The following is an 18,293-nucleotide window of genomic DNA, read 5'->3' as shown; positions in this document are numbered from 1 at the left end:
AACGCGCACGAAATCCCCTCTTCAGAGCAAGCCCGGCGGGGGCAGGAAACATCATGCAGGAAACCTCTTCCTTTTTGTCCATCAAACGCGCCGGTCTCGTCGCCATGGTTGCGCTCACCGCCGGCCTTCTGCAGGGCTGCGCGCGTGACCCTTTGACGACCAACGCCATTCCCGACGATTACCGAACCCGCCATCCGATCACCCTGTCGGAAGCGGAACATTCGCTTGATATCCCGGTTTCGGCAGGCGATAGCCGTCTCACCACGGCGATGGCGGACAATATACGTGGTTTCGCCCAGAATTATGCGTCGATGTCGACGGGTGTCATCAACATCCAGATGCCATCGGGATCAGCCAATTCGGCAAGCGCCGCTAGAATGGCGAAACAGATCCGCACTACGCTGTCCGGCGCCGGGGTCGCACCGGGCAAGATCATGGAAACGCGCTACGCCGCCTCCCCGAACGGCGACTCCGCCCCCATCCGACTGAGCTATGTCGCTATTACCGCCATGACCGGGCAATGCGGCCAGTGGCCGGAAGACCTTTCGGACAACACCTTCGCCAACAAGAACTGGTACAATTTCGGGTGCGCTTCGCAAAGCAATCTCGCGGCTCAAGTCGCCAATCCGATGGATCTGGTCGGCCCGCGCGGCATGAGCCCCATCGATGCCGAGCGCCGCGCAGTGGTTATCGATACGTATCGTAACGGCAAGAACACGGCCACCGCAAACTGATGCGGTCCCAACAATTGTCACGGCAGGAAAGACGATGAGCGCTGTAGAATACGACATCAAGTCAAGCGACGGAGCAGACACCCTGCAGCCGGTGCGCACCTCCGATATGGACCGCCTGCGGCCCCTGCCCCGCATCTCCATCCACGCCTTCTGCGTCAGCGACAACATGCAGGGCGTCATGGACGCATTGTCCGGTGACAGGCGCATGAGCAAGGTAACATTGCGGGTGACGAAGGGTGACATCAACGCTGCGGCCACGATGTTCTCTGCCTCGCCTACGCCAAATCTCATCATTCTGGAGACGGCAAGCGCGCCGGCTTCGCTGCTGGATGATCTTGCTCCTCTCGCGGAGGTTTGCGACCCCTCCACCCGTGTCATCATTGTCGGCCGCCACAATGACATAACGCTCTATCGCGACCTCATCCGCAACGGTATTTCCGAATATCTGGTCGCCCCGGTCAACATGGCCGATCTTCTGGCTTCGATCGCCGCGATCTTCGTCGACCCCGAAGCGGAGCCGCTTGGCCGCAACATCGCCTTCATTGGCGCCAAAGGTGGGGTGGGCTCCTCGACGGTCGCACATAATTGCGCCTTCGGCATCTCGACCCTGTTTTCGACGGAAACCATTCTCGCCGACATGGATCTGGCTTATGGCACAGCCAATATCGATTTCGATCAGGATCCGGCCCAGGGCATGGCGGAAGCGGTTTTCTCGCCGGAGCGGCTGGATGAGGTATTTCTCGACCGCCTTTTGACGAAATGCTCCGATCACCTATCGCTGCTCGCGGCACCGTCGCTTCTTGACCGGACTTACGATCTAGACCGCCAGGCCTTTCTGCCGATCCTTGAGGTTTTGCAGCGTAGCGCCCCCGTCGCCGTCCTCGACCTTCCCCACCAATGGTGCGACTGGACAAGGGCTGTGCTTGCGGAAGCGGATGAGGTCGTCATCACCGCGGTTCCGGATCTTGCGAATCTTCGCAACACGAAGAACCTGTTCGACGCGCTGATAAAACTGCGCCCCAACGATAAATTGCCGCATCTCATCCTCAACCAGGTGGGCATGCCGAAGCGACCCGAAATCGCTCCGGCGGATTTTTTCGACCCGCTGGAAATCGAGCCGATTGCGATCATTCCCTTCGAGGCGCAATTGTTTGGAAACGCCGCAAACAGCGGACGCATGATTAGCGAAATGGATGAAAAATCCCAGATCGCAGAAACCTTCTCGCAAATTGCCCATACCATCACCGGTCGCACGGTGCTGCGCAAAAGCCGGCGCGGCGGTCTGGACAGACTTAAGAATATTCTCAAGCGCAAGTAGGGATTCCCTCCGCGCCTATTGACGGAAACGCCGATGTTCGGAAAACGCGGGGCCGAGGGCCCAGCCAGAAGCACGAAGCCGGATCCCGTCGCACCTGTCCCCATGCAGGTGGCGGCGCCCGAGCCGCGCTCTCTCTCCATCGACACGCTCGAGCCGGGCCAATCACCCGTAGCGCGACAGATGGCGGTCACGCAGCCGGCGCAAAAAAAGCGCGCCCGCACGGAGGATTATTACAATACCAAGAGCCAGGTATTTTCCGCGCTCATCGATACGATCGACCTTTCGCAGCTCGCCAAACTTGATGCGGAGAGCGCGCGCGAGGAAATTCGCGATATCGTCAACGACATCATCACGATCAAGAATTTCGCAATGTCGATTGCCGAGCAGGAAGAACTGCTTGAAGACATCTGCAATGACGTTCTCGGTTATGGGCCGCTTGAGCCCCTTCTTGCCCGCGACGACATCGCCGATATCATGGTCAATGGTTCTGGCCAGACCTTCATCGAAGTCGGCGGCAAGACCATTGAATCCGACATCCGCTTCCGCGACAACGCGCAATTGCTTTCCATCTGCCAGCGCATCGTCAGCCAGGTTGGCCGACGTGTGGATGAATCGAGCCCCATATGCGACGCCCGCCTGCCGGACGGCTCGCGCGTCAACGTCATCGCGCCGCCGCTCGCCATCGACGGCCCGGCGCTGACAATCCGAAAATTCAAGAAGGACAAGCTTACGCTCGACCAGCTCGTGCGTTTCGGTGCGATCACACCCGAAGGCGCGACACTGCTCAAGATCATCGGTCGTGTCCGCTGCAACGTCGTCATCTCGGGCGGCACCGGCTCCGGCAAGACCACGCTTCTCAATTGCCTGACGAGCTTCATCGACAGGGATGAGCGCGTCATTACCTGCGAAGACACCGCCGAACTGCAGCTGCAGCAACCGCATGTCGTCAGACTCGAAACGCGGCCTCCGAACATCGAAGGGGAAGGTGAGATCACGATGAGGGATCTCGTCAAGAACTGCCTTCGCATGCGGCCGGAACGCATCATCGTCGGCGAAGTGCGCGGACCGGAGGTATTCGACCTGCTCCAGGCGATGAATACCGGCCATGACGGTTCAATGGGAACGCTGCACGCCAATACACCACGCGAGTGCCTCAGCCGCATCGAATCCATGATCGCCATGGGCGGCTTCACTCTGCCGGCCAAAACCGTGCGTGAAATCATCTCGGGATCGATCGATGTCGTCATTCAGGCGCAGCGCCTGCGTGATGGTTCACGCCGGATAACCCAGATCACGGAAGTGATCGGCATGGAAGGCGACGTGATCGTCACTCAGGATTTGATGCGATACGAAATCGAAGGTGAGGATGCCAACGGCAAACTGATCGGCAGACATGTATCGACGGGCATCAGTAAACCCCATTTCTGGGACCGTGCACGCTATTATGGCGAGGAAAAACGCCTGGCCGCCGCGCTCGATGAAATGGAAAAGACCTCCTAAGGGAAAGCGACCGCCATGGACCCGACAATCCTCTTATTGGCCGCACTCGTCGCCGTTTCGGCGGGCGCGCTCGCTTACGCTTTTCTTTTCCAGCAGATAGAAGTCGAAAAAAAGACCACCAGCCGCTTCAAGCGGGTCCAGGCCGCGGAGACGGACCACACCAACATCAAAGCCGCACGTGACCGCGTGCATGAGCTCAGCAAACGCCGCAAATCCATGCAGGACAACCTGCGGGAAATGGAGAAAAAACAAAATGAGAGGGCAAAAAAGGCCAAAAATGTCGGTTTGCGCGAAAAGCTCGTTCAGGCAGGGCTGACGCTGTCTCTGCGACAGTTTCAGCTGCTGAGCGTCGGCGCGGCGGGCTTTGCCACCCTCATCGCACTTCTTTATGGCCTGTCATTGCTTATCGCCCTACCGATAGGCGCCGTTATCGCGCTGGGGCTGCCGCGCTGGGCACTGGCGTTCCTCCTCAAGCGCCGGCAGAAAAAATTCCTCGAAGAGTTTCCCAACGCACTTGATGTCATGTGTCGCTCGATCAAATCCGGCTTGCCGCTGAACGACGCGGTGCGATTGATCGCATCTGACGGGCAGGAGCCGGTGAAAACTGAGTTCCAGCGGGTTGTCGACGCGCAGCAGGTCGGCATCGGCATTCCGCAGGCGATCGAGCGCATGATGCTGACAATGCCGCTTTTCGAAGTGAGCTTTTTCAGCACCGTCATCAACATTCAGGCGCAGGCCGGCGGTAACCTCTCCGAAGCGCTGTCGAACCTTTCAAAAGTTCTGCGCGACCGCAAGAAGATGCGTGCCAAGGTGAATGCACTTTCGATGGAGGCAAAGGCGTCTGCGGTCATCATCGGCTCGCTGCCCTTTGTCGTCATGATGCTGGTGCACTTTACCTCGCCCGAATATCTATCGGTGCTTTTTACCGATATTCGCGGCCATATCATTCTTGGGGCGTCAGCCGTCTGGATGTTGATCGGGATATTCATCATGCGCCAAATGATCAATTTCGATATTTGAGGGCGCAGAATGAGCGGGAGTTTTCTTTCGAGCCTCACCAATCCGCAAACGATCGTCGCCGTTCTGGTGACGCTGGCGGTTTTCGCCACCCTTTATACGCTGATCATGCCGGTTTTCGAGCGGAAGGATTTCGCCAAACGCATGAAAGCCGTGTCGTCGGAACGCGATCTCATCCGCAGCCGCGAGCGCGAGCGGCTTGCGACCGTTACCAGGGAAGGCAAAACCTCCTTGCGCGGCAACAATAACAAGTCCGCCCGGCGCATCGTGGAAAAATTCAACCTCCAGGAAGCGCTTGCGGACAAGAACACGATGAACAAGCTGCGGGCAGCAGGGCTTCGTTCCCAAAACGCGTTCAACACGTTTCTCGCCGCCCGCTTCATCCTGCCTTTCATTTTTCTGGCCGTAGCCTTCACCTGGATCTTCGTGCTCGGCAATCTCTCCGACAAAGCCTTCATCGTCCGGCTGATGGCTGTGTTGCTGTTCGGCTATATCGGTTTCTATGCTCCCAATATTTATGTGTCGAACCGCATGAACAAACGGCAGGCGTCGATCAAGAAAGCCTGGCCGGATGCGCTCGACCTCATGCTGATCTGCATCGAATCCGGCGTGTCCATGGAGGCCGCGATGCGCCGCGTGGCAGAGGAAATGGGCGAGCAGTCACCCGAACTGGCTGAAGAAATGATGCTAACGACGGCGGAACTGTCGTTCCTGCAGGACCGGCGGGTCGCTCTCGAGAATTTCGGCACACGAACACAGCTCGAAGCCGTGAAAAGCGTGGTGCAAGCGCTTATTCAGGCGGAACGTTACGGAACGCCGCTCGCTCAGGCGCTGCGCGTTCTCGCACAGGAAGGCCGCGACGAACGCATGAACGAAGCGGAGAAAAAAGCAGCTGCACTACCGCCGAAGCTGACCGTGCCGATGATTGTATTTTTCCTGCCGGTCCTCATCGCCGTCATTCTAGGCCCTGCCATCATCCGCGTTTTGGACACGTTCTGAAAAACATGCCGCCCGAATTTCGCGGCGACGCGTCAAGTTCCGGATATAAGGACGCGGCATCGCGCGAAGCATCAGCCCGCCGGCTTTCCATCTTTTTTTGCGAGCTGCTGCCAGGAATTTTGCTGGGACAGCATTGCCCGCAGATAAGTCAGGTTTGCCTGAGCCTGCTGCGGCGAGAGTTCCTGTACCGCAATACGCTCTGCTTCGGCGAAGCGACCCTGGAGGCCGACAACGAGCGCGAGGTTCTGGCGAACGCGGCTGTCGGCGCCAGGCTGGGCGATGGCCGATTGCAGGTAGGTTTCGGCAGTGCGCGGATCGCTCGACAGCACATAGGACATGCCCAGATTTGAAAGCACGCTCGGATCGTTCGGCTTCAGGTCAAGCGCCTGCCGATAGCGGGAGCGGGCTTCGCTGGAACGTCCAAGCTGGTCGAGCACCGCGCCTTCGGCCGAGTAGAGGCGCCAATCGGGTCGATCGGGTGTCTGCGCCCGCTGGATGGTTGAAAGCGCCTGCTCCAGCTGTCCCGCAGCCGCCTGTGCCTTGCCATACGCGGCAAGCACGTCGCGGTCGGCGGGATTGGCGATGGCTATCTGCTGCATGACTGCAAGAGCCTGCGTGTTCTTGCCCGTCATCATCAAGACGCTGGCATAATTCATGCCCACCGACTTGTCCTTGGGATTGCGTTCATAGGCTTTGCCGGCGGTTTCTTCCGCCTGGCGAAGCTGGTCCATGTTCATGTGATCATAGGAGCGCGGGGCGGCGGGAATGGAGCCGGTAGACATCCGGTCCGGTTTGTTGGTGCTTGCACATCCAGAAACCGCAAGAACCAATGCGGCAAAACACGCGCCCCGCAGCAACCCTGTCCGGCCTGTCTCAGCCAAAGAAAAAGCAGTCATGGCAGCGCCCTCGCCCAAGAATGATCAATCTTGCGCCCGACAAACGACAGACTCACATGACGCAACTTTCGCTTAAGCAATAATCTGTTAACCCTAACAGAGCGTTAATCGCACCGATTCTCGACATTTACGGAAGCATATAATGGCGCCCTATCAGTTCATTGAACGCCCGACCCCTTTCAGCTCAAAGGCAGGCAGTACACTGCCGGTTTTCGCAGTCACGCCCGCCCACATCGAGCAGGGCGCCATTGACCCCGTCGCTCTGGACTGGGCAAAGAAAGCAGGATTCAAGGCGGAGGCCGGTGCCATCCTGCTCGTTCCCTCTGCCGATGGTTCGCTCGGCGGCGTGCTTCTCGGCCTTGGCGGCAATCCCTCTGAAATCCCGTTCATCACCGGCAAACTCGCCCGCGAACTGCCTGAAGGCGAGTGGCACATCGAGACCGCACCACTGACGGCCAATCGCCTCGCTCTCGGTTTCGGTCTCGGAAGCTACCGCTTCGACAAATACAAGACCACCAAAACCAGCGGGGCGAAGCTGCTCATTCCCCAGGATGCCGAAGACGGCGAGATCAAGCGCATTCTCGCGGGCGTCTTCCTCGCGCGCGATCTCATCAATGTGCCTGCCAACGACATGGGACCGGATGAGCTGGAGATCGCTTTCCGGGGCCTTGCCGCCCATTACAAGGCGAAGGTGAAGGTGACCACCGGCGACGACCTGCTGAAGGAAAACTTCCCCCTCATCCACGCCGTCGGCCGCGCCAGCGAAAGCGCACCACGCCTTCTGGAAATGAACTGGGGTAAAAAGGGTAATCCGCGTCTGACGCTTGTTGGCAAGGGCGTGTGCTTCGACACCGGCGGTCTCGATATAAAACCCGCAGCGTCCATGGCCCTGATGAAGAAGGACATGGGCGGCGCGGCCAATGTCCTTGGCCTGGCGCTGATGATCATGGACGCGAAGCTGCCGGTCGACCTGCGCGTCCTCGTGCCCGCCGTCGAAAACTCCATCTCTTCCAACGCCTTTCGTCCCGGCGACATTTACCGGAGCCGCAAGGGGCTGACGGTGCAGATCGACAATACCGATGCGGAAGGCCGCCTCGTTCTGGCGGACGCTCTGGCCTATGCCGATGAGGACGCGCCGGACCTGATGATCGACATGGCAACATTGACCGGCGCCGCCCGCGTCGCGCTCGGTCCCGATCTGCCGCCCTTCTACACTGACGACGACGATCTGGCCCACGACATCGCTGAAGCCAGCATCGATACCGACGATCCGCTGTGGCGCATGCCGCTCTATATGGGATACGACAAGGACATTCGCTCGCGCGCGGCCGATATTACCAATGCGCCTTCCGGCGGCATGGGCGGGTCGATCACCGCCGCGCTGTTTCTCAAGCGTTTCGTGACCAACACACGGCGCTGGGCGCATTTCGATATTTACGGCTGGTCGCTGAGTGAAAGGCACCACTCATCGATCGGTGGAGAAGCGCAGGGTATTCGCGCCCTCTTCCATTATATCGCACATCAGTTCACGAAATAGCGGCTTTAGGGGCGCTTCGTCGACCGGAGCGCCCCGCTTTGATCAAACCAGAACCTTCTGTTCCTTGTGATCTTCCTGGCCGAAGAATTTCAGATAACGCTCCACTTCGGCCGGTTCACCGGTTGCTTTTTGCGGATTGTCCGAGAGTTTCACAGCCGGCCGGCCATTGGCGTCGCTGACCTTGCAGACGATGGAGATCGGCTTGAGGCTGGCGATGGTTTTTGGCGCGCAGCCAGCAAAATCATTTGTGAGGTTGGTGCCCCAGCCGAAGCTCATGCGAACGCGGCCTTCGAAATGCCTGTAAGTGTCGATGATGGCATCGACATCGAGGCCATCGGAGAAGATCAGCATCTTCTTGCGCGGGTCCCGACCCATCTTCTGCCACCACTCGATGATCTTCTCGCCACCCTCGATCGGCGGTGCGCTGTCCGGGCGGAAACCCGTCCAGTCAGCCACCCATTCCGGCGCATTGCGCAGAAACGCCGCCGTGCCGAAGGCGTCGGGCAGAACAATCAGCAGGTTGCCACCATAAAGCCGGTTCCAGTCCTTCAGAACCTGATAGGGCGCGGCAGCCAGCTCCTCATCAGTCTGCGCCAGCGCCGCGACCACCATCGGCAGTTCATGCGCGTTCGTCCCGACGGCTTCAAGGTCCGAATCCATGGCGAGCAGCACGTTGCTCGTACCGGTAAAGGCCGGCCCGATGCCTTCCTTCAACGCCTCGACGCACCAGCGCTGCCACAGAAAGCTATGGCGGCGGCGGGTGCCGAAATCGGAAATGCGCAGGCCCGGCAGTTCCCGCAGCCGCTCAACCTTCTCCCACATCTTGGCCTTTGCGCGGGCATAGAGAACATCCAGCGTGAAATAACCGAGCGAGCGCATGGCGCTACGCGAACGCAACTCGTTGATGATGGCGAGCGCCGGGATTTCCCAGAGCGTCGTATCCATCCAGCGGCCGTGGAAATTCAGCTCGTACTGCCCGTCGCGCTTGAAAAGCTCATATTCCGGCAGCTGATAGCTTGATAGCCAGGAGAGAAATTCCGGCTCGAAAATCTGCGAGCGGCCGTAAAACGTGTTACCCGCAAGCCAGATATTCTCTTTTTTGGAAAGACGCAGCGTACGCGCATGATCGAGCTGTTCGCGCAGCTCCATCTCGTCGATCTCCTCGGCCAGCCGCACCGTCTTGGTGCGGTTGATCAGCGAAAACGTCGCGTCGACTTCCGGATAAAGCTTCCAGATCATCTGCAACATCAACAGCTTGTAGAAATCCGTATCGATCAGGCTGCGGACGATCGGGTCAAGTTTCCAGGTATGATTGTGGACACGGGTGGCTATATCGGTCTTCGTCATACTTGCATTCCCCAGTATCGGCCAAAGGTCAGAATAGCCGATGTCAATCCGCACCCCGGCAGGTATCAACCCGTCATGCGGAAGATTTATCTGAAAAAGCGACAACAAGTCCAGAGCACCGGCCCGGCAAATGCCTCACCAGCCCGCCCGCGCGTTGATTTCCCGGCAACCTCGTTATCGTTTTCAGCCAGGGGCTACGGGCACGCCGCGTCAGAAAGTCGGATCAACGGGATTGATGCCAGGGTACCAATCCTTGGAAACGGGGTTACGTCCGCCGAAGCTGGAAATACCGTTTTCATCGGTGCAGCGGTAACCCTGGACGGGAAGTCCGCGACTGCCGAAGACGGTCCGGTAGGGCCCACGTGAATATCCGGTACTTCCCAGTTCGCTATGGCAGTTATAACGGACCTTGGGTTGGAGCGTTCGAGGGTCTTTTACACCGGGCAGGTTGGCATAGGCGTCGGGTGCCGGGGCAAAACCGTTCTGGAACACCGTCTGGGCCTCTGCCGAAGTGCTCAATAGGACCGCCGCGAGGATCGCTGCCAATCGTGCCGCCGTTCTTGTCTTCATCAGTGTCCGTCCCGTACCATTATTGACAGCATGTAGGCCGGCGACGGCTGTCGCACAAAGGGCAAGACGGGAACAATTTCGTGAAGCGCTCCATCAGTCCTCCATGCGACGGAACGCCGTCGGCTTTTCATAAAGCCAACCGATGCGCTCAATGGCTGCAGCAAGATTTTCGCGCGCGACATTCATGGTATGGCCGTTGGCGTGCAGCAGCGTTTCCTCATTTTCCATCAGCCCGACATGGCCTTTCCAGAAAACCAGATCGCCGCGCCGCAACTCGTCCCGCTCTATTTCCACACCGAGCGATTTCACCTGCATGTCGGTATCGCGCAGCACCCGCCGGCCTGCCATCGCCATGGAAATCTGTACGAGGCCTGAACAATCGATACCAAAGCCGGAGCGACCGCCCCACAGATAGGGGGTTTCGATGAAGCGCAACGCCACCGCGACATAGTCGTCGTCAGGGGCAGCATCGACGGTCCGGCAGTGGGCGGCAATGACGCCTTCGCCATTTTCGGTCATGAGATAACGGGTGCCACGGGTCTCCTCTTCACCGACGATCCGGATCAGGCTGCCCATGGACAGCGCCGCCACCGGTGGCTTGCGCAGTTCGGCCGAAGGATAAACAAAGGTACGGGGAGCAACGATACGGTGAGTGGCCGCGACGACATCACCAATGGCCGTTTCCGGCACGTAACCCGCATAACCATCCGCATCCGCCTGCACCCAGGCCCAGCCGTTCGCCCTGTCGAAAACGCGCAGGGTCTCGCCGAACAGCAGTTCGGTATCGATACCGGCGACAAGGTCCGGCGTGGGCCGCAGGCCGATGACAGGTACCACGACCTGTGCGGGAGATCCGCTGACGAAACGATCGGCCTGCACCGCCCCTTGCAGTTTTTCGTCGGCGAGATCGGAGCGGAAGATATTCAGGCGGCGGTCGAGCATCATGGGGTTCACGTCCAGAGGTTAGATATTACGGGCCTGATCAATAATCAGATCGCCGAATTTTTCCAGATAAAGCGCACCTGCGACGGTGCGCTTTATCACGACATTGCGCCTGTCCCGCTCATCCCGGGCCCGGTCAACCAGCCCTAGCGCGCCGAGACTGTCGAGCGCGCGGGTGATGACCGGCTTGGTCACGCCCAGCAGGCCGGCGAGGCCGCGCACGGTATGCGGCGGCGGCACAAGATAAATCTGCAGCAGGATGGCCGTCTGACGCAAGGTCAAATCGGGCGCATCGGCCGTGACCTGCGCCATCGAGACGCGATGCCAGAGCCCGAGGGCGGCCGTGGGCGAAAGTTCTGCAGGCAAGCCGATAAACCTTCCAGTCGTTGTCCTATCGTTTTCATGCAACAGCGCGAAAAACTCAAGAACCATCCCCACAAACAGAACCGCCGCACGGCGCAGATCCGAAAGATCGCGCGGCGCGGCGGTAATTGTTGACCCATTTTTGGGCCATATGTCCCCTCTGGACTTGCAAGATGAGATGCAGAAATCGTGCCAGTTTTTCTGCGCCGCACAAGTATATTTTAAATCAGGGACTTAATGGATAAATGACGCGCGCGGCGAAGGCGTTTGCAAGGCGTAAATGGCGATAAAAAGAGGCAGGAACGAACTCAATGCTTAAAAACTGTCTCCCGCCGTGACGGCGGAAGACAGGGGTATTGTGGATCAAATCTCTGCGCCGCGTGCGGCATCGACTGCATCGGCATTCTGCTGCCGATTATAGCGGATCGACGACCAGAGCGAGATACCGATCAGGGTTGCGCCGCCAAGGCCCGTGATGACTTCAGGTATATGCACCATGGTCTGCACATACATGATGACCGACAGGATCAGGATCGCATAAAAGGCGCCGTGCTCCAGATAGCGATATTCGGCAAGCGTTCCTTTCTCGACCAGCATGATCGTCATCGAGCGCACGTACATGGCGCCGATGCCGAGGCCGATGGCGATGATGAACAGGTTCTGCGTCAGCGCAAAGGCACCGATCACGCCATCGAAGGAAAAGCTGGCGTCAAGCACTTCGAGATAAAGAAACGCACCGAAACCGCCCTTTGCTGCGCCTTCCAGCATTTCCTGGCTACGATCGAGAATGCCGCCAACAACTTCTACCAGCAGGAAGGTCAAGAGACCCCAGATCGCCGAATGGAAGAACGTGTTGGCCGCGACCGGGCCGAGTTCCGGGTTGTCGCTGGCGCCGATGATGCGCGAAAAGATCAGCATGACAACAAGCACGAAGGCGATCTCGATGCCCTTGACGGAAGAATAGGTCGCAGCCTTTTCCTCGATCCAGCGCACCCAATGCACGTCCTTTTCATGGTCAAAGAAGAAGTTGAGACCGACCATCATCAGGAAGGTGCCGCCGAAAGCCGCAATCGGCAGATGGGCATCCTGCATGATTTCCGCATAACGTTCCGGCTGGGTTGCCGCCATGACGATGGCCGTCCAGGGACCGACATTGGCGGCGACGACAACGATCAGCAGCGGGAAGACGATACGCATGCCGAAAACGGCAATGAGAATGCCCCATGTCAGGAAGCGGTGCTGCCAGACCGGCGTCATGTCCTTCAGCTTGTTCGCGTTGACGATGGCGTTATCGAAAGAAAGCGAGATTTCCAGCACCGCCAGAACGACGCAGATGAAGAAGATCGTCGCGGTACCGCCAACCGTACCGGTCATTTCCCAGCCAAGATAGCCGCCGAGGATGAGACCGACGATGGTGACGATAAAAGCCCACTTGAAGTAGGAGAGCGTGGTTTTCTGGGCAGCGCTCATGTCCGGTCACCGTTCATTACGAGGACGGTTGCAGACCGACGCGGGGCGTCAGGCCGCACGCAGAAAGCACGCGCGCGAAGCACATTCAGGTTTTTCATAGTTTTTAATCCGCCGGCGAATTTTGCAGGCGGTACCGACATCACGAGAGCGCCGTAAAACTCTCGCCAGAGGGGCCCGGCACCTTTGTTTCCTCTGCCCTTGCGAGACAAATCATCGCAGGGCCCCTTCTTACTCCCTGAAGATCACGCCTTCGTCAAGTCCCGTGATTGCAACCAGAGATCAAACCTGCTCTGCGGCCAGATCTTCGGCGGTTTCGCGACGGCGTTTGAGCGTATTTTCGCGAAAGAAGATGTAAAGGCCCGAAAGAACAATCAGGCCCGCGCCGACCACGATACTTGTCTGGGGCACATCGCCGAAGAACAGCCATCCAAAAATGACCGCCCAGAGCAGCAGCGTATATTGCAGCGGCGCAACCGTTGCAGCATCGGCAAGTTTGAGCGCCCGGTTGACCAGCACATGCGCCGCCATGGCGACGACGCCAAGCAGGCCGAGGAAGGCAAGATCAAAACCGGATTGCACCGGCAGCCATCCCGATGGCGTGACGAGCACGGCGACAATGCCCGCAAGCGCCGCGCCGATGATCTGCCAGAAGGCGAGCACCGTGTCGGGCGTATTGCGCAGCTGGCGGCCGGACAACATCATGAATGCAAAGGCAGCGCTGCCGAGGATAGAAAAGAGTGCAGCGGAGGTGAGGCTTGCCGAGCTCGGCTTGAGCGCGATGAGAACGCCGACAAAACCGATGCCAATGGCCGTCCATCTACGCCAGCCGACCTTTTCTCCGAGCAGAAAAGGGGAGAGCGCCGCCACGTAAATCGGCGCCGCGAGCCAATAGGTCATGACGTCCGCCAGGGGCAGCGCCGCGACCGCGAAATAGAAACAGAAAAGCTCGGCCGTGGAGAAAAAGACGCGCGCCGCCTGAAGGCCGGGCCGCTCGATTTTCACGAGCCCGGAGAGGCCGGCTCTCCAGACGATCGGAACAAGGATGACCAGCGCCGCGGCGCTTCGGATAAGGATCACCTGGCCCTGGCTGTAGGTCGATACGAGCCACTTTCCCATGGCGTCGTTCAACGCGAACAGCAGCATTCCAAGCAGCATCACGGCCACGCCGAGGCCCGTCGGCGAAAGCTTTTTTATCATAGTCGACATGTCAGTTCCGATCTCCCAATGGTTGCATTGGTCGTCCAACCAGCCGTCCTTTGTCAAGTCCAGAACGGACGGGTTTGCACAATTAATAGTACTATTGCGCCGGGGCTTCGGATATCAGGTGAAGATGCGTCGTTCTTCGGCCACGAGTTCCTGGAGAAAATTGACCACTGTGCGGACACGGACCAACTGGCGAGCGGATTCGTGATAAGCTGTCCAATAGGACCGGCTGATGGTGAGATGCGGGATGATCCGTATAAGTTCGGGATATTGGCCCGCGATGTAATTGTGCAGGATGCCGATTCCCGCACCGGATCGTACTGCTTCCGTCTGGCCGGTAGCGCTTGAGATTTCAAAGGCGGCGTCCCAGTCACGCATGATTTCGCCGGTGAAGTTCAGCGAAGGCGAAAAGATCAGGTCCTCCACGTAACCGATCCGCCGGTGGCGTTTCAGTGCCTCGACATCATCAGGCGTTCCGTAGTCAGCCAGATAATTCGCCGAGGCATAGAGGCCGAGTGAATAATCGGTGAGCTTGGAAAACATCAGCCTGCCCTGTTCCGGCCTTTCGATAGTGATGGCGATATCGGCCTCACGTTGCGACAGCGAAAAGGAACGCGGCACCGGAACAAGCTGGATTTTCAGATCGGGATACCGCGCCGTCAGTCTGCCAAGCCTTGGCGCGAGGAAGGATACGCCGAGGCCGTCCGGCGCGCCGATGCGCACCGTTCCCGCAACCGCCGTATCGACGCGACCGAGATTAGCCTGGGCATTCAGCATTTCAGTTTCCATGCGCTCCGCACTCGCAAGAAGCCGCTGACCCTCCTCCGTCAGTTCGCAGCCATTGGTGCTGCGCAGGAAGAGCTGGGTGCCGATGGCGGCTTCCAGCGCGGAAACCCGGCGGCTGAGAGTGGCATGGTTCACACCGAGCTTTCTGGCCGCGGAAAGAAACTGGCCGCTTCGCGCCACGCTCAGGAACAAACGTACATCATCCCAGTTCATGCCACGTTCCTTGTGTCTATTTTTGCACAATTGATGCTTATTTCAGGCGATTGATTTGTGCAAATCGAAAGGCAATGCTGCGCCATCACATTCTGGAGGAACACCATGAAGGAAATCGGTCATTTCATTAATGGCAAACATGTGCCGGGCACCAGCGGCCGCACATCGAATGTCTACAATCCGGCCACGGGCGAAGTTCAGGCTACGGTCGCGCTTGCCAGCGACGCCGAACTGCGCGCGGCTGTCGAAAGCGCCAAGGCGGCACAGCCGAAATGGGCTGCGACCAATCCGCAGCGTCGTGCCCGCGTTTTCTTCAAGTTCGTCGAACTTCTGAACCGAGACATGAACGAGTTGGCGGTGCTGCTCTCCAGCGAGCACGGCAAGACCGTCGAAGATTCCAAGGGCGATATCGTCCGCGGGCTTGAAGTCTGCGAATTCGTCTGCGGCATTCCGCATCTGCAGAAGGGTGAGTTCACCGAAGGCGCGGGCCCGGCCATCGACATGTATTCGATCCGCCAGCCGGTCGGCATCGGCGCAGGCATCACCCCGTTCAACTTCCCCGGCATGATCCCGATGTGGATGTTCGCCCCGGCGATCGCCTGCGGTAACGCCTTCATCCTCAAGCCTTCCGAGCGCGATCCCTCGCTGCCGATCCGCCTCGCGGAACTGATGATCGAAGCCGGCCTTCCGGCCGGCATCCTGAACGTCGTCAACGGCGACAAGGGTGCCGTCGACGCCATCCTCACCGATCCCGATATCGGCGCGGTTTCCTTCGTCGGCTCGACGCCGATCGCCCGTTACGTCTATGGCACCGCTGCCATGAACGGCAAGCGCGCGCAGTGCTTCGGCGGCGCAAAGAACCACATGATCATCATGCCGGACGCCGATCTCGATCAGGCCGTGAACGCGCTGATGGGCGCCGGTTACGGTTCGGCCGGCGAGCGCTGCATGGCTGTTTCCGTTGCAGTTCCTGTCGGCGAAGAGACGGCAAACCGTCTCGTTGAAAAGCTCATTCCGCAAATCGAGGCACTGAAGATCGGTCCTTACACCGATGACAAGGCTGATATGGGCCCGCTCGTCACCAAGGAAGCCCAGACGCGCGTCAAGGGCCTGATCGACAGCGGCGTGGAACAGGGCGCAAAGCTCCTGGTCGACGGCCGCGACTTCAAGCTGCAGGGCTATGAAGACGGCTATTTTGTCGGCGGCTGCCTGTTCGACCACGTCACCCCTGACATGGACATCTACAAGACGGAAATCTTCGGACCGGTTCTGTCGGTCGTTCGTGCCAAGAACTACGAAGAGGCGCTGGAACTGCCGATGAAGCATGAATATGGCAACGGCGTCGCCATCTTCACCCGTGACGGCGATGCAGCCCGCGATTTCGCAAGCCGCGTCAATATCGGCATGATCGGCATCAACGTTCCGATCCCGGTTCCGCTCGCCTACCATTCCTTCGGCGGCTGGAAGGCTTCGAGCTTCGGCGACCTCAACCAGCACGGCACGGATTCGATCAAGTTCTGGACGAAGACCAAGACCATCACCTCGCGCTGGCCGTCTGGCATCAAGTCGGGTGCCGAATTCGTCATGCCGACGATGAAATAAGCCGCAAGCAGGCAATACAAAAAAGCCCCGCTGTTTTGCAGCGGGGCTTTTTTGACTGGAATTCATCCGTGCTGGAAGCAGGGCCTGAGATCAGTTGGTCGGGCCGTCATTAAAGCCCACTTCGTCCACCAGTTCGGATGCCTGCTTGCGATGGGCGGCGATGTCCGTCAGCGGCAACCTGTCCGGATTGATGGGGCCGAAGCCCTTCACCACATCCGATGGCTCGGCGCCGGGCAGCACCGGATATTCGAAGACCTGCCTGGCATAGATTTCCTGTGCCTCGCGCGATGCCAGGAATTCCATGAGTTTCAGGGCATTGTCCTTGTTGGGGGCGTATTTCGTCAGGGCCATGCCGGAAATATTCACATGGGTGCCGCGGTCGCCCGCATTGGGAAAAATGACGCGCACGGAACCCGCCCATTCCTTTTCTTCCGGCTCGCGGTCATTTGTCAGCATCAGGCCGACATAATAGGTGTTGCCAAGGGCAATATCACACTCCCCGGAAAAGATTGATTTCGCCTGGCTGCGGTCGGTTCCATCAGGTTTGCGGGCAAGGTTGTTCTTCAGGCCGGTAAGCCAGGTGCGGGTATAATCGACACCATGATGTGCAATCATTGAGGCGATCAGCGCAATATTATAGGAATGCTGGCCGTCGCGAATGCAGATCTTGCCCTTCCATTTCGGATCCGCCAGTTCCTCATAGGTGATATCCTTCTGGTTCACCCGCTCCTTCGAGGCATAGACAACCCGGCCGCGTGTCGTCAGGCCGAACCATTCGCCCTCGGGATCACGCAGATTGGCGGGGATATCCTTTTCGATGACGGGATCGTTGAGAACAGGCTGCGTGACACCGCCCTCCTTGGCCTCGACCAGACGGGCGATATCGACCGTCAACAGCACATCGGCCGGCGAATTGACGCCTTCTGCCTGGATGCGTTCCACCAGTCCCTTGTCGAGAAAAAGAACATTCGTCTCTATTCCCGTTTCCTTGGTAAAGGCGTCGAGCAGCGGCTGGATCAATTCAGGCTGGCGATAGGAATAGACATTAACCTCTCCCTCTGCCCAGGCTTTGGGTGTGCAGGAAAGGATCATCATCCCTGAAAAAACGGCAGCGGAAAAATATGATTTCAAGCTTGCCATTGTGAATGCCTCCATTACATTCCGATTCTTGACTTGTTTGTTCATGAATCATGAAGGCGGTCAACAAGGCTGTTTGAGAAATCTCGGATGGATGCCAGTTTTTTCGGTTTCTGGAATTGTTCTAAACTGAAAAAGAGACTATATAACTCCACATTGAGAGTTAGGAGACCAGCATGCGCTTGACCAAACAGACCAACTATGCCGTGCGCATGTTGATGTACTGCGCCGCAAATGAAGGCCATCTGAGCCGCATTCCGGAGATTGCCAAGGCCTATGGCGTTTCCGAGCTGTTCCTGTTCAAGATCCTCCAGCCGCTCAACAAGGCCGGCCTGGTGGAAACAGTTCGCGGCCGCAATGGCGGCGTGCGGCTTGGCAAGCCTGCCGAAAAGATCAGTCTGTTCGATGTGGTCAGGGTCACCGAAGACAGCTTCGCCATGGCGGAATGTTTCGAGGACGGCGCCGTCGAATGTCCTCTTGTTGACAGCTGCGGCCTGAACTCTGCGCTGCGCAAGGCGCTCAACGCCTTCTTCGACGTGCTGGCCGAATATTCGATCGACGATCTCGTCAAGGCTCGGCCGCAGATCAACTTTCTGCTTGGCCTCGACACCACGATGCCGAAGGTCGCTGCCCTTCCGGCTGCATGATCGTCTTATTGC

17 protein-coding genes are annotated in these 18,293 nt (G+C 58.6%); 8 read left to right on the top strand and 9 right to left on the bottom strand.

The genetic code is table 11. The features are described from left to right. Nucleotides 1-53 precede the first annotated feature (53 nt). The 5 genes from K7A42_RS15985 to K7A42_RS15965 are packed head-to-tail and all read left to right on the top strand — an operon-like array spanning nucleotide 54 to nucleotide 5,568. The gene (locus K7A42_RS15985) at nucleotides 54-734 is read left to right on the top strand and encodes a CpaD family pilus assembly protein (protein ID WP_006699756.1); all 681 of its coding nucleotides are present in this window, start codon (nucleotides 54-56) and stop codon (nucleotides 732-734) included. A 34-nt stretch (nucleotides 735-768) separates the two neighbouring features. Then, a complete protein-coding gene (locus K7A42_RS15980) occupies nucleotides 769-2,052 on the top strand; it encodes an AAA family ATPase (protein ID WP_022555427.1) in 1,284 nt (427 codons plus the stop codon). Between the two features lie 33 nt (nucleotides 2,053-2,085). Further along, nucleotides 2,086-3,552, top strand: coding sequence for a CpaF family protein (locus K7A42_RS15975; RefSeq protein ID WP_035206587.1), 1,467 nt, complete (start codon nucleotides 2,086-2,088; stop codon nucleotides 3,550-3,552). Between the two features lie 15 nt (nucleotides 3,553-3,567). Continuing rightward, complete coding sequence (locus K7A42_RS15970) at nucleotides 3,568-4,572, top strand: type II secretion system F family protein (protein ID WP_004439301.1); 1,005 nt, start codon at nucleotides 3,568-3,570, stop codon at nucleotides 4,570-4,572. Between the two features lie 9 nt (nucleotides 4,573-4,581). Continuing rightward, nucleotides 4,582-5,568 carry a type II secretion system F family protein gene (locus K7A42_RS15965; RefSeq protein ID WP_004439300.1) on the top strand — a complete coding sequence of 329 codons (987 nt, stop codon included), beginning with the start codon at nucleotides 4,582-4,584 and terminating at the stop codon, nucleotides 5,566-5,568. Nucleotides 5,569-5,639: 71 nt separating this feature from the next. Here K7A42_RS15965 and K7A42_RS15960 read toward each other — a convergent pair whose 3' ends face one another. Further along, on the bottom strand, nucleotides 5,640-6,464 hold the full coding sequence (locus K7A42_RS15960; protein ID WP_045533218.1) for a tetratricopeptide repeat protein: 825 nt from the start codon (nucleotides 6,462-6,464) through the stop codon (nucleotides 5,640-5,642). Between the two features lie 142 nt (nucleotides 6,465-6,606). On the opposite strand from K7A42_RS15960, the gene K7A42_RS15955 reads away from it, so the two are divergent. After that, nucleotides 6,607-8,001: a leucyl aminopeptidase family protein gene (locus tag K7A42_RS15955; RefSeq protein ID WP_022555424.1), complete on the top strand. Its 1,395-nt coding sequence runs from the start codon at nucleotides 6,607-6,609 to the stop codon at nucleotides 7,999-8,001. A 42-nt stretch (nucleotides 8,002-8,043) separates the two neighbouring features. On the opposite strand, the gene pncB is transcribed toward K7A42_RS15955, so the two are convergent. From pncB to K7A42_RS15920, 7 genes are all read right to left on the bottom strand, one after another. Next, the gene (gene pncB / locus K7A42_RS15950) at nucleotides 8,044-9,348 is read right to left on the bottom strand and encodes a nicotinate phosphoribosyltransferase (RefSeq protein WP_004439297.1); all 1,305 of its coding nucleotides are present in this window, start codon (nucleotides 9,346-9,348) and stop codon (nucleotides 8,044-8,046) included. A gap of 210 nt (nucleotides 9,349-9,558) precedes the next feature. Next, complete coding sequence (locus K7A42_RS15945) at nucleotides 9,559-9,918, bottom strand: hypothetical protein (protein ID WP_072493832.1); 360 nt, start codon at nucleotides 9,916-9,918, stop codon at nucleotides 9,559-9,561. Between the two features lie 93 nt (nucleotides 9,919-10,011). Next, complete coding sequence (locus tag K7A42_RS15940; RefSeq protein ID WP_153776409.1) at nucleotides 10,012-10,863, bottom strand: C40 family peptidase; 852 nt, start codon at nucleotides 10,861-10,863, stop codon at nucleotides 10,012-10,014. 18 nt (nucleotides 10,864-10,881) lie between these two features. Beyond that, the gene (locus K7A42_RS15935; RefSeq protein ID WP_035206798.1) at nucleotides 10,882-11,226 is read right to left on the bottom strand and encodes a MarR family transcriptional regulator; all 345 of its coding nucleotides are present in this window, start codon (nucleotides 11,224-11,226) and stop codon (nucleotides 10,882-10,884) included. A gap of 360 nt (nucleotides 11,227-11,586) precedes the next feature. Further along, the gene (locus tag K7A42_RS15930) at nucleotides 11,587-12,693 is read right to left on the bottom strand and encodes a DUF475 domain-containing protein (RefSeq protein WP_004439293.1); all 1,107 of its coding nucleotides are present in this window, start codon (nucleotides 12,691-12,693) and stop codon (nucleotides 11,587-11,589) included. A gap of 279 nt (nucleotides 12,694-12,972) precedes the next feature. Next, nucleotides 12,973-13,890: a DMT family transporter gene (locus tag K7A42_RS15925; protein ID WP_006699764.1), complete on the bottom strand. Its 918-nt coding sequence runs from the start codon at nucleotides 13,888-13,890 to the stop codon at nucleotides 12,973-12,975. 123 nt (nucleotides 13,891-14,013) lie between these two features. Further along, complete coding sequence (locus tag K7A42_RS15920) at nucleotides 14,014-14,895, bottom strand: LysR family transcriptional regulator (RefSeq protein ID WP_004439288.1); 882 nt, start codon at nucleotides 14,893-14,895, stop codon at nucleotides 14,014-14,016. Nucleotides 14,896-15,000: 105 nt separating this feature from the next. On the opposite strand from K7A42_RS15920, the gene K7A42_RS15915 reads away from it, so the two are divergent. Continuing rightward, nucleotides 15,001-16,497, top strand: a complete 1,497-nt coding sequence (locus K7A42_RS15915) for a CoA-acylating methylmalonate-semialdehyde dehydrogenase (protein ID WP_004439286.1) — start codon at nucleotides 15,001-15,003, stop codon at nucleotides 16,495-16,497. Between the two features lie 90 nt (nucleotides 16,498-16,587). Here K7A42_RS15915 and K7A42_RS15910 read toward each other — a convergent pair whose 3' ends face one another. Next, on the bottom strand, nucleotides 16,588-17,592 hold the full coding sequence (locus K7A42_RS15910) for a Fe(3+) ABC transporter substrate-binding protein (protein WP_282455623.1): 1,005 nt from the start codon (nucleotides 17,590-17,592) through the stop codon (nucleotides 16,588-16,590). 218 nt (nucleotides 17,593-17,810) lie between these two features. On the opposite strand from K7A42_RS15910, the gene rirA reads away from it, so the two are divergent. Next, nucleotides 17,811-18,281, top strand: coding sequence for an iron-responsive transcriptional regulator RirA (gene rirA, locus K7A42_RS15905; RefSeq protein ID WP_004439283.1), 471 nt, complete (start codon nucleotides 17,811-17,813; stop codon nucleotides 18,279-18,281). Nucleotides 18,282-18,293 lie beyond the last annotated feature (12 nt).

It is taken from the genome of Agrobacterium sp. InxBP2 (assembly GCF_026191755.1).
Lineage (GTDB): Bacteria > Pseudomonadota > Alphaproteobacteria > Rhizobiales > Rhizobiaceae > Agrobacterium > Agrobacterium pusense.
Note: the sequence above shows the minus strand (reverse complement) of the source record. Positions and strands in the feature narration are given on the sequence as shown.

Coding starts and splice junctions, on each gene's coding strand:
- K7A42_RS15975 (WP_035206587.1), top strand. CDS start 2,086: ATGTTCGGAAAACGCGGGGCCGAGGGCCCAGCCAGAAGCACGAAGCCG.
- K7A42_RS15965 (WP_004439300.1), top strand. CDS start 4,582: ATGAGCGGGAGTTTTCTTTCGAGCCTCACCAATCCGCAAACGATCGTC.
- K7A42_RS15910 (WP_282455623.1), bottom strand. CDS start 17,592: ATGATGATCCTTTCCTGCACACCCAAAGCCTGGGCAGAGGGAGAGGTT.
- K7A42_RS15970 (WP_004439301.1), top strand. CDS start 3,568: ATGGACCCGACAATCCTCTTATTGGCCGCACTCGTCGCCGTTTCGGCG.
- K7A42_RS15955 (WP_022555424.1), top strand. CDS start 6,607: ATGGCGCCCTATCAGTTCATTGAACGCCCGACCCCTTTCAGCTCAAAG.
- K7A42_RS15915 (WP_004439286.1), top strand. CDS start 15,001: ATGAAGGAAATCGGTCATTTCATTAATGGCAAACATGTGCCGGGCACC.
- K7A42_RS15940 (WP_153776409.1), bottom strand. CDS start 10,863: ATGATGCTCGACCGCCGCCTGAATATCTTCCGCTCCGATCTCGCCGAC.
- K7A42_RS15980 (WP_022555427.1), top strand. CDS start 769: ATGAGCGCTGTAGAATACGACATCAAGTCAAGCGACGGAGCAGACACC.
- K7A42_RS15930 (WP_004439293.1), bottom strand. CDS start 12,693: ATGAGCGCTGCCCAGAAAACCACGCTCTCCTACTTCAAGTGGGCTTTT.
- K7A42_RS15945 (WP_072493832.1), bottom strand. CDS start 9,918: ATGAAGACAAGAACGGCGGCACGATTGGCAGCGATCCTCGCGGCGGTC.
- K7A42_RS15925 (WP_006699764.1), bottom strand. CDS start 13,890: ATGATAAAAAAGCTTTCGCCGACGGGCCTCGGCGTGGCCGTGATGCTG.
- K7A42_RS15920 (WP_004439288.1), bottom strand. CDS start 14,895: ATGAACTGGGATGATGTACGTTTGTTCCTGAGCGTGGCGCGAAGCGGC.
- pncB (WP_004439297.1), bottom strand. CDS start 9,348: ATGACGAAGACCGATATAGCCACCCGTGTCCACAATCATACCTGGAAA.
- rirA (WP_004439283.1), top strand. CDS start 17,811: ATGCGCTTGACCAAACAGACCAACTATGCCGTGCGCATGTTGATGTAC.
- K7A42_RS15960 (WP_045533218.1), bottom strand. CDS start 6,464: ATGACTGCTTTTTCTTTGGCTGAGACAGGCCGGACAGGGTTGCTGCGG.
- K7A42_RS15985 (WP_006699756.1), top strand. CDS start 54: ATGCAGGAAACCTCTTCCTTTTTGTCCATCAAACGCGCCGGTCTCGTC.